Source organism: Streptosporangium album, from assembly GCF_014203795.1.
Lineage (GTDB): Bacteria > Actinomycetota > Actinomycetes > Streptosporangiales > Streptosporangiaceae > Streptosporangium > Streptosporangium album.
In genome coordinates, this window is record NZ_JACHJU010000003.1 from 381,924 (window position 1) to 394,061 (window position 12,138).

General features: G+C 69.6%; 14 protein-coding genes. 4 read left to right on the forward strand and 10 right to left on the reverse strand.

Features of this window, described 5'->3' with window-relative positions:
* Positions 1–13 precede the first annotated feature (13 nt).
* The gene (locus FHR32_RS31630; RefSeq protein ID WP_184758192.1) at positions 14–970 is read right to left on the reverse strand and encodes a hypothetical protein; all 957 of its coding nucleotides are present in this window, start codon (positions 968–970) and stop codon (positions 14–16) included.
* Between the two features lie 39 nt (positions 971–1,009).
* Positions 1,010–1,957 carry a S66 peptidase family protein gene (locus FHR32_RS31635; RefSeq protein ID WP_312882791.1) on the reverse strand — a complete coding sequence of 316 codons (948 nt, stop codon included), beginning with the start codon at positions 1,955–1,957 and terminating at the stop codon, positions 1,010–1,012.
* 30 nt (positions 1,958–1,987) lie between these two features.
* Here FHR32_RS31635 and FHR32_RS31640 point away from each other — a divergent pair, with 30 nt between their 5' ends.
* Positions 1,988–2,869: a sulfotransferase gene (locus FHR32_RS31640; protein WP_184758193.1), complete on the forward strand. Its 882-nt coding sequence runs from the start codon at positions 1,988–1,990 to the stop codon at positions 2,867–2,869.
* Between the two features lie 9 nt (positions 2,870–2,878).
* On the opposite strand, the gene FHR32_RS31645 is transcribed toward FHR32_RS31640, so the two are convergent.
* From FHR32_RS31645 to FHR32_RS31665, 5 genes are all read right to left on the reverse strand, one after another.
* Complete coding sequence (locus FHR32_RS31645) at positions 2,879–4,750, reverse strand: ABC transporter ATP-binding protein (RefSeq protein ID WP_184758194.1); 1,872 nt, start codon at positions 4,748–4,750, stop codon at positions 2,879–2,881.
* Between the two features lie 51 nt (positions 4,751–4,801).
* Positions 4,802–5,611, reverse strand: coding sequence for an enoyl-CoA hydratase/isomerase family protein (locus tag FHR32_RS31650; RefSeq protein ID WP_184758195.1), 810 nt, complete (start codon positions 5,609–5,611; stop codon positions 4,802–4,804).
* Between the two features lie 129 nt (positions 5,612–5,740).
* Positions 5,741–5,956 carry a helix-turn-helix domain-containing protein gene (locus tag FHR32_RS31655; RefSeq protein ID WP_012892441.1) on the reverse strand — a complete coding sequence of 72 codons (216 nt, stop codon included), beginning with the start codon at positions 5,954–5,956 and terminating at the stop codon, positions 5,741–5,743.
* Between the two features lie 114 nt (positions 5,957–6,070).
* Positions 6,071–7,669 (reverse strand): ABC-F family ATP-binding cassette domain-containing protein, encoded by a 1,599-nt coding sequence (locus FHR32_RS31660; RefSeq protein ID WP_184758196.1) that lies wholly within the window; start codon positions 7,667–7,669, stop codon positions 6,071–6,073.
* Positions 7,670–7,843: 174 nt separating this feature from the next.
* Positions 7,844–8,500, reverse strand: coding sequence for an acVLRF1 family peptidyl-tRNA hydrolase (locus FHR32_RS31665; protein WP_184758197.1), 657 nt, complete (start codon positions 8,498–8,500; stop codon positions 7,844–7,846).
* A 119-nt stretch (positions 8,501–8,619) separates the two neighbouring features.
* Here FHR32_RS31665 and FHR32_RS31670 point away from each other — a divergent pair, with 119 nt between their 5' ends.
* Both FHR32_RS31670 and FHR32_RS31675 read left to right on the forward strand, forming a co-directional pair.
* The gene (locus FHR32_RS31670; RefSeq protein WP_312882792.1) at positions 8,620–9,714 is read left to right on the forward strand and encodes an EAL domain-containing protein; all 1,095 of its coding nucleotides are present in this window, start codon (positions 8,620–8,622) and stop codon (positions 9,712–9,714) included.
* 152 nt (positions 9,715–9,866) lie between these two features.
* Complete coding sequence (locus FHR32_RS31675) at positions 9,867–10,709, forward strand: siderophore-interacting protein (protein ID WP_184758198.1); 843 nt, start codon at positions 9,867–9,869, stop codon at positions 10,707–10,709.
* Between the two features lie 7 nt (positions 10,710–10,716).
* Here the strand turns inward: FHR32_RS31675 and FHR32_RS31680 are convergent, their stop codons facing one another.
* Positions 10,717–10,863: a hypothetical protein gene (locus FHR32_RS31680; protein ID WP_184758199.1), complete on the reverse strand. Its 147-nt coding sequence runs from the start codon at positions 10,861–10,863 to the stop codon at positions 10,717–10,719.
* Positions 10,864–11,147: 284 nt separating this feature from the next.
* Here FHR32_RS31680 and FHR32_RS31685 point away from each other — a divergent pair, with 284 nt between their 5' ends.
* Complete coding sequence (locus tag FHR32_RS31685) at positions 11,148–11,507, forward strand: ArsR/SmtB family transcription factor (protein WP_184758200.1); 360 nt, start codon at positions 11,148–11,150, stop codon at positions 11,505–11,507.
* Between the two features lie 44 nt (positions 11,508–11,551).
* On the opposite strand, the gene FHR32_RS31690 is transcribed toward FHR32_RS31685, so the two are convergent.
* Positions 11,552–11,740, reverse strand: coding sequence for a hypothetical protein (locus FHR32_RS31690; RefSeq protein ID WP_184758201.1), 189 nt, complete (start codon positions 11,738–11,740; stop codon positions 11,552–11,554).
* A 62-nt stretch (positions 11,741–11,802) separates the two neighbouring features.
* Positions 11,803–12,138, reverse strand: coding sequence for an ArsR/SmtB family transcription factor (locus tag FHR32_RS31695; protein WP_184758202.1), 336 nt, complete (start codon positions 12,136–12,138; stop codon positions 11,803–11,805).

Consider the following 12,138-nt stretch of genomic DNA (forward strand, 5'->3'; position numbering starts at 1 on the left):
CCGCAGGCGGCTCTCAGCCCTGGCCGGTCCCGCCCTCGGGGCGGACGGCCAGGGCGGCCAGGACGCGAGCGAACTCCGGCGGCGGGGCCACCACCAGCCGGGTCTGCCCGCCCTGGCTGGCCAGGTCGGCCCGGACCAGGGTGAGCCGGCCGCCGTGCCACCAGTAGACCTGCGGGCTGAGCGCGCCGGCACCCCGGTCGAACTCCCGCTGGGCGAACAGCCGCATCCGCTCGATCGCGCGGACCACGCCGATGCCCTCGACCGGATGGACGACCAGGGTGAAGGGGTCGGGCAGCGTGACGAGCACACCGTCGGCCGGGACGGGCAGGTAGTCCTCCAGGCGGCGCAGATGGGCGGCGGCACTCGCGGTGGAGCCGCTCAGCCGCCGGATCGCCACGCCGCCCAGATCGGTCTCGACCACCGACAGCGGCTCGTCGCCGCAGGCGTTGTCCGCGGCCAGGTCCAGCGCCTGGGCGGCGGTGACCGGCCAGCAGCCGACCTCCTCCGGGCGGACCGGCCGGCCGACGGGGCCGTCACCGACGGTGAGCACCTCGACCAGGTCGGTGCTGAGGTGGCGGCCGACCACCCGGGCCGAACCCACCTCGTCGTCGAGCTGGATCCGGGTCCGCAGCAGCGAGCGGACCTGTGCCAGGTCGCAGGCGTCGAACGGCTCGTCCACAGTGGCCAGGGCATGGGCCAGGTGCTCGGAGACGAGTATCGGCCAGTCCTCCCGCGAGCGGCGGCGCGCCTGGGCCTGCAGCCCGGCCAGCCGCACCACGATCCGGTGGGGGCCCGACAGCGTCAGCGTGCCACCGTCGGGAGCGAAGGAACAGGTGTAACCGAGGGTGTCGGCGACCAGCGAGAGCAGGGAGTCGAGATCTACTTCCTCGATCGGCCGCGGCGGCCTCTCGGCTCTCCGGTCACGACGCCGGTTGGTCTGTCGGTCACGATGCCGCCGGAACAGCCTCACGCACGCGCCCCTTCTGCCGGCTTCCTCCTAGGTCCGCACCTAGACTGCCTCCATAGGGTCAGTGATTGAACCGGTCAGAGAACACGATTCTGCATCAATAGCACCAAGTGCCCCTAATAGCACACTGAACTGTGGAGACCCGTGCCCCACCGGAAGCCCGGCGATCACCGGCACCCCAAGCGGTGCCAGCCGCTCCTCCAGCGTCGGATAGGGATCCCCGCAGTCCTCCCAGGAGCCCAGGGCGATCCCCGCGACGCCGTCCAGCGCCCCCGACCGGAGCAACTGGGTGAGCATCCGGTCGATCCGGTAGGGCTCCTCGGTGACGTCCTCCAGCAGGACGATCCGCCCACGTGCCCGCAGCGCGTACGGCGTGCCGCACAGCGCGGCCAGCAGGCTGAGGTTGCCGCCCACCACCGGGGCGACCGCCCTGCCCGCAGTGATCACCCGATCACCGGTGATCGGTGACGGCTCACCGAACAGGGCCTCGGTGAAATGCCGGAAAGAGCGCGGCTCGGGCCCCTCGGGGTCGCCGATCGTGGCGCAGGCGAGCATGGGCCCGAACCAGGAGGCGACACCCAGCTCGACGGAGAACGCCTGGTGCAGCGCGGTGACGTCACTGGAGCCGACCAGCGCCTTGGGCCCGGCGGCCCGCAGCGCGTCCCAGTCGAGCAGATCCAGGATCCGGGTGGCACCGTAACCGCCCCGGGCGCAGATCACCGCGGCCACGGCCGGATCGCACCAGGCCTCCTGCAGATCGGCGGCCCTGCCGGCGTCGGACCCGGCCAGGTAACGGTCACGGTCGAGCACATGGGCCCCGGTGACGACCTTCAGGCCCAGGCCTTCGAGGACACGGACGCCGCGCGCCAGCCGTACCGGATCGCAGGGCCCGGACGGAGCGACCACGGCCACCACGTCGCCGGGCCGCAACGGGCGCGGGACGATCATGCCTTCTGACCGGGCGGGGATGGAGGTGACCGGTTCGTTCACTCCCCAAACGGTGCCACACTGGGCTCACATATGCGACCTCCGCCTCACATCCTCGTGGTCAACGGGATCAAGGTCCGCCAGCCGGTGTTCGTGCTCGCCGCCCCTCACTCCGGCGCGGATCTGCTTGCCCGTGCCCTGAAGCGCTCTCCCGGCTTCCATCTCACCATGGGACGCCCGGCGGTGGCCCACGTCGTATACGCCTTCGCCAGGCGCCCGTCCATCGCAGGCCGGGGCATGGGTGCCACCCGCGTGCTCCGCGACGCCCTGGCAGAGGCCTGGCAGATCATTCCGGGCGCGTGCCGCGACTGCCCGGCCCCCTGCCGCGAGGCGGGAGGCGTGACCGGAGACGGCCCGTGCGCCGCGCCGGGCACGGTGGCCCGGTTCGGCGACGCCAGCCCCGATCTGCTCTACAGCGCCTCCGTGCTGCTCCAGGCCTTCCCCGACGCCCGGTTCGTCCAGCTCATCAGGGACGGGCGCGACGTGGCCGCCGACATGCTGGCCGACCCGGCCGCCCTGGCCTGGTTCAAACCGGTCATGCTGAACGACGAGACGGAGTTCCCCAACCCCTTCTTCGGCGTCAACTCGGCCGAGCACAGCGACCGCTGGAAGGCCATGCCCACGGCCGGCAAGTGCGCGCTGCGCTGGCGCAGCGCGGTCCGGCTCTCAGCCACCCTGCACAAGGAGCTCTCCCGCGAGCAGCTGCTGACCCTGCGCTACGAGGACCTGATCACCTCTCCCGCCCAGGCTCTGGACGGACTCTCGGCCTTCCTGGAGACCCGGGTCCCCAAGGTCGCCCTGTACGGCAGGAACGTGCCCAAAGTGGGCGCCTGGCGCACCCGGCTCCGGGGCCAGGACGCCGAACTGGTGGAGAAGGTCGCCCGCGAGGAGCTCACCCGTCTGGGCTACCGGTGACCGGCTGGATCACGACTGCGTGCTGAACTGGGTGCGGTAGAGCTCGGCGTAGACCGCCCCCCTGGCCAGCAGCTCCTCATGGCGGCCACGCTCCACGATCCGGCCGTCCTGCACCACCAGGATCTGGTCCGCCTCACGGATGGTCGACAACCGGTGCGCGATGACCAGCGAGGTCCGCCCGGTCAGCGCGCTCTTCAGCGCCTGCTGGACCGCCGCCTCGGACTCGGAGTCCAGGTGCGCGGTGGCCTCGTCGAGCACGACCACCCGGGGGGCCTTGAGCAGCAACCTGGCCAGGGCCAGACGCTGTTTCTCCCCGCCCGACAGCCGGTACCCCCGGTCGCCCACCACCGTCTCCAGGCCCTCGGGCAGCTCCTCGACCAGATGGGCGATCTGCGCGGCACGCAGCGCGTCCCACATCTCCTCCTCGGTGGCCTCCGGCCGGGCATAAGCGAGGTTGGCACCGATGGTGTCGTGGAACAGATGGGCGTCCTGCATGACCACGCCCACGGTGTCGCGCAGGGAGTCGAAGGTGGCCTCGCGCACGTCCAGGCCGTTGATCCGGACCGCGCCCTCGTTGACGTCGTAGAGCCGGGAGACCAGGCTCGTGATGGTCGTCTTGCCCGCACCGGAGTGACCGACCAGCGCGATCATCTCACCCGGACGGGCGGTGAAGGTGACGCCGCGCAGCACCTCCTGACCAGGCCCGGTGTCGGGCCGGGCCACCGCCTCCAACGAGGCCAGCGACACCTCCGAGGAACCGGGGTAGCGGAACCGGACGTCGTCGAACTCGACCGAGGCCGCCCCGTCCGGAACGGCCCGGGCGTCCGGCCTCTCGGCCACCATCGGCGACAGGTCGAGGACCTCGAAGACCCGGTCGAAGCTGACCAGCGCGGTCATCACGTCGACATGCACGTTGGACAGGCTGGTCAGCGGACCGTACAGCCGCATCAGGAGGGCGGCGAGGGCGACCAGGGTGCCGAGCTCGAAGACGCCGCCGACGGCCAGCAGGCCACCCGCGCCGTACACCAGGGCGGTGGCCAGCGCCGCGACCAGGCCGAGGGCGACCCGGAACACCGTCCCGTACATCCCGACGGTGACGCCGACGTCGCGCACCTGCCCGGCCCTGCCGCCGAAGGCCACGGCCTCCTCGTCGGGCCTGCCGTACAGCTTGGCCACCATGGCGCCGGCGACGTTGAACCGCTCGGTCATCATGGAGCTCATCTCCGCGTCGAGCTCCATCTGCCGGCGGGTGAGCCCGGACATCTTCCTGCCGACCCACTTGGCGGGGAAGATGAAGATCGGCAGCAGCACCAGGGCGACAAGGGTGATCTGCCAGGACAGCACCAGCATGGCGCCGAGCACCAGAACCAGCATGACCACGTTGGACACGACCGACGACAACGTGCTGGTCAGCGCCCGCTGCGCGCCGATCACATCGGTGTTCAGCCGGGAGACCAGGGCGCCGGTCTGGGTCCGCATGAAGAACGCCACCGGCATCCGCTGCACGTGGTCGAAGACCTCGGTGCGCAGGTTGTAGATCAGGCCCTCACCGACCCGCGCCGAGAACCAGCGCTGGCCCAGGGTCAGCGCCGCGTCGGCCACCGCCAGGACCGCGATGACCACCGCGAGGGTGACCACCAGCCCGGGCCTCTTCGGGGTGATCCCATTGTCGATGATCGCCTTCATCAGCAGCGGATTGGCGATCACGATGCCCGAACCGACCACGACGAGCGTCAGGAAGGCCGCGATGTGCCGCGAGAACGGCCGTGCGTATCGAGCGATGCGCCGGACCGTGCCGGGCGCCAGACGCTCCTTCGTCACCGAGCTGTCACGCCTCAGCGAGCGCATCGCCTGCGGGCCGAACCCACCACCCATTGCCATACGGCCTCCTTTCCCGGTGGCAGCGCCGGAAAAGGCACCTTCATTCCCCCGTCAGCTTCCGGCGAACAGCGATTTGACCCGCACGACCTGCTCACGCCGTTCGGCGGCGCACTGCTCCTCCAGGGTGCGCCCGGAGGCGCCCTGGAGCAGCCGCTTGGTCGCCGTCGCGGCGTCCCTGTTGGTGGCCAGCAGCGCCGCGGCCAGGTCGGCCACGGCTCCCGCCAGATCCTGCGGGGCGACGACCAGCTCCGCCAGGCCGACCCTGGCCGCCTCCTCCGCCCCCACGGTGCGGGCCGTGAGGCAGATCTCGACCGCACGGGACAGGCCCACGAGGTCGACGAGCGGTTTGGTGCCGGTCAGGTCGGGGACCAGACCCAGCGCGGGTTCCTTCATGCACAGCTTGGCGTCGTCGGCCAGAACCCGCACGTCGCAGGCGAGCGCAAGCTGGAACCCGGCACCGATCGCGTGTCCCTGCACGGCTGCGACCGAGACGATCTCGGGGCGTCGCAGCCACAGGAACCCCTGCTGGGCCTGCGCTATCCGTTGCTCGAAGGTCGAGTCGTCGAGTGTCGCCGAAGACGCGAACGAGCCCTGACCGGGAACCCCCTCGGGGGTGAACATCCGCAGGTCGATGCCTGCCGAGAAAGACGGCCCCTCACCTCTGATCACGACGACCCTTACCTGCTGCGGCAGGGTGTCACCGATCTGAGCCAGCGCCGACCAGGTCGCGAACGTCTGCGCGTTCCTTCTGCCTGGCCGGTCCAGCGTGATCGTCGCGATCTCGCCGTCCACCTCGAAGCGCAGACCGACCTCCTCGAGGGAGATCTTCCCCGCCTTCCCCCCGAACGCCACTTCCGCCATCGCCCACTCCCACGTGTCGCCCTACGTCTCGCCCGAGCCTATCGACTCTCCAGAATGAGGTTCTACAGGCTCGGGCGACACGTCTCGGCGCTGGGACGAGCGGCTGCGGACGCGCGTTCCGAGGCGGGGTCAGCGCTTCGACTTACCTCGGGTTGCGCCACCGCGCCCGCGCAGAGTCACACCGGACTCGCTCAGGATGCGGTGGATGAAGCCGTACGACCGGCCGGTCGAAGCCGCCAGCGCCCGGATGCTCTCACCCGCGCTGTAGCGTTTCTTCAGATCGGCGGCCAGTTTGTCGCGATCGGCCCCGGTCACCCGGGTGCCTTTCTTAAGAGTCTCGGCCACGAGTACCTCCTGTAGTGCCAGACTTCCGCAGCGTTACTCACGCCATGATCAGTCATTTCAGCGAGATCGGCTACCTACTCCATGGGAAAAGATCCGTACCCGCTCAAATTAAGATCAGGCAAGTGCCACAAGATCGGAAAATTCATCGCTCCACGCGTCTTCAACTCCGTCAGGCAGCAAGATCACCCTATCTGGTTGTAGAGCCTCGACAGCACCCTCATCGTGCGTGACGAGCACAATCGCCCCAGAATAGGACCTTAGCGCCGAAAGTACTTGCTCTCTACTCGCCGGATCAAGGTTGTTGGTGGGCTCGTCAAGGAGCAGGACGTTGGCCGCCGACAGCACCAGGGTGGCCAGGGCCAGCCGGGTCTTCTCCCCTCCGGAGAGCACTCCGGCCGGCTTGTCCACATCGTCCCCGGTGAACAGGAACGAGCCCAGAACCTTGCGGAGCTCGACGTCGGCGAGCGTTCCCCCCGCCGAGCGCATGTTCTCCAGAACCGTCCGGCCCGGGTCGATCGTCTCGTGCTCCTGGGCGTAGTAACCCAGCTTGAGCCCGTGGCCCGGCTTGACGGCACCGGTGTCGGGCTGCTCGATGCCCCCCAGGATGCGCAGCAGCGTGGTCTTGCCCGCACCGTTCAGGCCCAGGATGACGACCCTGGTCCCCTTGTCCACGGCCGCGTCCACATCGGTGAAGACCTCCAGCGAACCGTAGGACTTCGACAGGGCCTCCGCGGTGATCGGGGTGCGCCCACAGGGCGCGGGCTCCGGGAAGCGCAGCTTGGCCACCTTGTCACTGCGCCGCTCGACCTCCAGACCGGAGAGCAGACGCTCGGCACGACGCTGCATGTCCTGCGCCGCCTTGGCTTTGGTGGCCTTGGCCCGCATCTTGTCGGCCTGCGACATCAGCACCGAGGCCTGCTTCTCGGCGTTGGCACGCTCGCGCTTTCTACGCTTCTCGTCGGTCTCCCGCTGGGCCAGATAGGTCTTCCAGCCCACGTTGTAGGTGTCGATCGCGGCACGGTTGGCGTCCAGGTGCAGGACCCGGTTTACCGTCGCTTCAAGAAGACCGACGTCGTGGCTAATAATGATCAAGCCGCCCTGATGCGAGCGTAAAAAATCACGAAGCCACCCGATTGAGTCTGCATCGAGGTGGTTTGTCGGCTCGTCAAGAAGGAGAGTCTCCGCTCCGCTGAAAAGAATGCGTGCCAGCTCGACCCGTCTGCGCTGCCCTCCCGACAGAGTCTCCAGCGGCTGGCCCAGCACCCGGTCGGGCAACCCGAGGCTGGAGGCGATCGAAGCCGCCTCCGACTCGGCCGAATACCCGCCCAGCACATGCAGCCGATCCTCCAGCCGCCCGTAGGCGCGCACCGCGCGATCCCGCGTGCGTTCGTCCGCCGACGCCATGCCGACCTCGGCCTCACGCAGCTCCCTGAGCACCTCATCCAGCCCCCGCGCGGACAGGATGCGGTCACGGGCGAGCACCTGCAGGTCACCGGTGCGGGGGTCCTGCGGAAGGTAGCCCACGGCCCCACTGGTGGTGACGGTGCCACTGGCGGGCATGCCCTCACCCGCGAGCACCCTGGTCAGGGTGGTCTTACCGGCGCCGTTACGGCCGACGAGCCCGATCTTGTCGCCGGGATTCACCCGGAACGACGCACCCTCGATGAGCAGCCGGGCCCCGGCCCGCAGTTCGATGTCAGAAGCTACGATCATTTTTGGAGAACACTCCCAGACTGGAAATAAACAGGCTCACCTCGCTGTGGCCGAACCCACCGCGTCCTGTCTCCTGCGGCTCTCGGCTCGGCTGTCTCGCCTCATCAGGGCAGCGTCAATCGGAAGTGCGCATACCGATCAGTGTACGGCGCGCGCACAGCCGCTTTCCCCTGATTAACCGGGGTCGATCACCCTGATGTGGACCGCGCGGAACTGGGCGGGCGTGCCGGAGAGCACGGCCAGCCGGGGATCGGGCACCGCCAGGAAAGGCCCGGCCTCCAGCGCGAAGACCGCAGCGAGCCTGCGATCAGACCTCAGGGCGTCCACCGCCCGCCGGTCGCCCCCCAAGACCACCGCCTCCAACTCGGCCACGCACGGGCCGAGGACCCGCAGCGCCACCTCGGCCGCCGCCTCATGCGCCTGACCGGCCTGGTTCTCCCTACGCCGGGCGAACCGCTGCTGGGACCAGCCCCCCGCCGCACTCCGGCCGTGGACCAGCCGCGACCCCACCTTCGAGGAGACCAGCACGTCACCCTGGAAGATCCCGGCCGCATGGCCGCCAAGCCGTACCAGCAGCACGCCGACCCTGCGCTCCCTGCGCGCATGGGTGATGAGACGGGCCAGCGGCCCGCCCCCCGAAGAGGTCAGCGGCGGAAACGGCACCCGGAGTTCGGCTACGGCGCCATCGGCGCCCTGAAGCCGCACGACCTCGTCGGCGGCCGTCACATCCGGCGGACCATGCCGCTCGGCGAAGCCGTCCACCCAGCGGCCGAGGCGCTCCGGCCCCACCAGGACCCAGCGCCCCCCTCCCTTGGCAGGTCGTGAGCTCATGGCACGGGACACTACCGGCTGCTCCCCCTCCCCCGGCCGGCGCCAACGGACAGCGAAATATCGGCGAACATCACCGAACGTCGCCCATCTGATCACCGAGCGTGCCCCATCATCTGTACGTGGCGAGCCGAACGCACCTCTCCCCGGCCTCCGCGGCCGGCGCCGTGAACATCACACCGATCGTCGACCTCGACACGGGGGGCGTCATCGCCCTCCAAGCCGTCGGGGAGCACCACGGCACCATCGCCTCCCTCACCGAAACCCTCCTCCGCGCCGCCGGAAGCGAACTCCTGCTCCCGCTGGTGATCGGCCTGCCGACAGAGACGGTGATCGGCGGCCCGGCCGCGCTGGCGCCGCTCCACGAAGCGCTACGGATGTCGGGACGGCGACCCCGGGAAGTGATCCTCGTACTCCGCGGCGGCTTCTCCGGCACCGAACGGCGACCGCTGATCACCGGCCTGGACGGACTCCGCGCCATCGGCTACCTGATCGCGGTCGGCGATCTCGGAACGGGCCACATCCCGATGGACCTGCTCACCGACGCGGCCCCCTACCTGGCGGTGCTCTCCCCCGACCTCATGGCGCGGATCACCCAGGACCCGCGCCGCGCGGCGCTCGCGGAGGCACTGGCCAGGCTCGCCCGCGACGTGGGCGCCCACGTCCTGGCCCCGGGTGTGACGCAGGAGGCGCAGCTGACCGCCGTACGGAGCTGGGGAGTACGGCTGGCGCAGGGGCCGCTGCTGACCCCGGGGCCCTCCGGCCGGATCAGAGTGCCGCTCCCCTCCGTCGAGGAGGAGCCGGCCCGGATCCTTCACGGGCCTCGTGTCCAGGAGTTCCTCCTGCCCGCGGCGACCCTCCCCTACGAGGCCACCGCCGAGGAGGCCGCCGGCGCCTTCGGCGGCGAGCCCTCCATCACCAGCGTGATCCTGGTGGACGAGTACCAGCGCCCGAAGGCGAGCCTGGATCGCAGCCGCTTCCTGCTGTCCATCGCCGGCCGCTTCGGGCACGCCCTGCACGGCAAGAAGCCCGCCGCACGCCTGGCGGAGCCCGCCCGCACGGTCCCCAAGACCACTTCTGCGATCGCCGCCATGCAGGTCGCCGGGCGTGACGCCGACCGCGTATACGACGACCTGGTGGTCGTGGACGAGTTCGGCCGCTGCATGGGCATCGTCCGGATGTCCGACCTGATCCGCCAGATGGCCGTCGAGCGGTAGCGGTCGCCGGGGCCTCCGACCCCGACTCCTTTACATTGTAGATTTTTAAGGGGATGCCCGGTTCACCGGACGGCATCAGCCCTGCCGTACATTTCAAATGGCCATATGCTACGACTTAGGTTTACCTAATCCGAGATGGTCGGGAGTGGTGTATGGCAGAGGGCAAGCCTGCGCGTAAGACGACCCGCGGTGAGGTGAGGCGGGTGGAGCAGCTCACCCCGCACATGATCCGGGTGGTCCTCGGGGGCGACGGGCTCGCCGGTTTCGGAGCGGGCGAGTTCACCGACCACTATGTGAAGCTGCTGTTCCCCCCGCCCGGGGTGAGCTATCCGGTGCCGTTCGACCTGGAGGCGATCAAGCGTGATCTGCCCCACGACCAGTGGCCCACCACCCGCACCTACACCGTCCGCGCGTGGGACCCGGAGGCGGGCGAGCTGACGCTCGACTTCGTCTACCACGGCGACAACGGCCTCGCCGGACCCTGGGCGGCGCGGGTACGGCCCGGCGACGAGATCCACTTCTTCGGCCCCGGCGGTGCCTACACACCTGACCCGCAGGCCGGCTGGCACCTGCTCGTGGGTGACGAGAGCGCGCTGCCGGCCATCGCCGCCTCCCTGGAGCGCCTGCCGGCCGGCGTCCGGGCCCACGTGTTCCTGGAGGTGGCCGGCCCGCAGGAGGAGCAGCCGCTCGACTCCCCCGGCGACGCCGAAATCGTCTGGCTGCACCGGGGCGAGGCGCCGGTCGGCGAGGTGCTGGTCGCGGCCGTGCGCGAACTCGACTTCCCCGAGGGCCCCCTGCACGCCTTCGTCCACGGAGAGGCCGGCTTCGTCAAGGAGCTCCGCCGCCACCTGCGGACCGAACGCGGCATCCCCCTGTCGCAGCTGTCCATCTCCGGCTACTGGCGCCTGGGCCGTGACGACGAGGCGTGGCGCTCCTCCAAGAAGGAGTGGAACCGGCAGATCGAGGAGGAGGAGGCCGCGGCGCTGCCGGGGTGAGATCGGATCAGAGCCAGCCCTGAACCTGGGCGCGCTGGACGGCCTCGATGCGGTTGCGGGCGATCACGATGACCCGATCGGAGTTCTCGTCGGCCTCCTCGAGGTAATGGGTGGCGAACAGCACGGTCCGTCCCGCGGCCGCGTAGGCGCGCATGCCCTCCAGAACCGCAGCCGCGACTCCACGTCCATGGCGGCGGTGGGCTCGTCCAGCACCAGCAGCTTGGGCGCGCCGGCGATAAAGTTAGAAGTGCTCCCGTTTGATGGTCGGTGCCTATCGTCCGGGCTTGGTGGTGACATTTGTCAGACGCGCCGGGCGCGCGGAACCGGTCAGGGGACGGCGACCGGCTTCTTCGATCATCATGATTGCTAAGATTGGCAATTGCGTAAGCCGCTGGAATCGGGACGGACGCCGATGGTGACGACAGGGAGGGTGTCGCGGTGAGCAGGCCGCTCTACCAGTTGAAGGCCGAGTTCTTCAAGACTCTGGGGCACCCTTCGCGTATCCGGGTGCTGGAGCTGCTCAGCGAGCGCGACCACTCGGTCGCGGAGATGCTGCCCGAGGTGGGCATCGAGCCCGCGCACCTGTCACAGCAGCTGGCGGTGCTGCGCCGCGCCAACCTCGTGGTCTCGCGCAAGGAGGGCTCCGGCGTCTACTACTCGCTCACCAGCCCCGACGTGGCCGAGCTTCTCAGGATGACGCGATCGATCCTCACCGGCATGCTCTCGGGGCAGGCCGAACTCCTGGAGGATCTGCGGGCCTCGGCCCGCGGGGACGGTGCGGACACGCCGGCCAGGTGAGGTGGGCGCGGGGTCGTCGCGAGGCAGCGCTCGCACCGGATCCGCTAGCCGAGATCCAGCGCCATGACGATGCCGAGGCCGACGATGTGGATCAGCACCACGAGGGTGATGAGAAAGACGAACACGAACTTCGCGGGTCCGTGTTCGAAGTGTTTGCCGTCTTGGAGCACGGGTCTCTGCGCCTGGCGGTCCGCGATCCGCTCTTCGAGAGTCTTTCTCTTCTGGTGAGCCATGGTGGTTCCTGAGGTGGGTTGGGTGACTTGATGAAGGGGATGAGCGGCCGCACCGGGCGTCCTCACCCGTGGGCCTCGGCCCGCAACTCGGCCAGCAACTCTCCCTGACCGGCCAGCAGCTCGGCCAGGATCCATCGGGCGGTGACCATCAGTTCCGCCACATCAGGAGTGGACAAGTTATATATGACGGTGGTCCCCTCGCGCGTGGCGGCCACGATCCCCGCGCGGCGTAGCACGGCCAGCTGCTGGGAGAGGCTGGAGGCTTCGATGTCGATCGCGCTCAGGAGATCCCGTACCGGCAGGGGGCCGTCCTGCAGCAGCTCCAGCACCCGGATGCGGACCGGATGCCCAAGCGTGCGGAAGAACTCGGCCTTGGCCTGGTACAGCGGGACCGGCAT

Excerpts from the sequence above, each read along its gene's own strand:
- FHR32_RS31690 (WP_184758201.1), bottom strand. The coding sequence starts at position 11,740 with ATGGCTCACCAGAAGAGAAAGACTCTCGAAGAGCGGATCGCGGACCGC.
- FHR32_RS31665 (WP_184758197.1), bottom strand. The coding sequence starts at position 8,500 with ATGAGCTCACGACCTGCCAAGGGAGGGGGGCGCTGGGTCCTGGTGGGG.
- FHR32_RS31695 (WP_184758202.1), bottom strand. The coding sequence starts at position 12,138 with ATGCCGGTCCCGCTGTACCAGGCCAAGGCCGAGTTCTTCCGCACGCTT.
- FHR32_RS31680 (WP_184758199.1), bottom strand. The coding sequence starts at position 10,863 with ATGCGCGCCTACGCGGCCGCGGGACGGACCGTGCTGTTCGCCACCCAT.
- FHR32_RS31650 (WP_184758195.1), bottom strand. The coding sequence starts at position 5,611 with ATGGCGGAAGTGGCGTTCGGGGGGAAGGCGGGGAAGATCTCCCTCGAG.
- FHR32_RS31640 (WP_184758193.1), top strand. The coding sequence starts at position 1,988 with ATGCGACCTCCGCCTCACATCCTCGTGGTCAACGGGATCAAGGTCCGC.
- FHR32_RS31675 (WP_184758198.1), top strand. The coding sequence starts at position 9,867 with ATGGCAGAGGGCAAGCCTGCGCGTAAGACGACCCGCGGTGAGGTGAGG.
- FHR32_RS31645 (WP_184758194.1), bottom strand. The coding sequence starts at position 4,750 with ATGGCAATGGGTGGTGGGTTCGGCCCGCAGGCGATGCGCTCGCTGAGG.
- FHR32_RS31660 (WP_184758196.1), bottom strand. The coding sequence starts at position 7,669 with ATGATCGTAGCTTCTGACATCGAACTGCGGGCCGGGGCCCGGCTGCTC.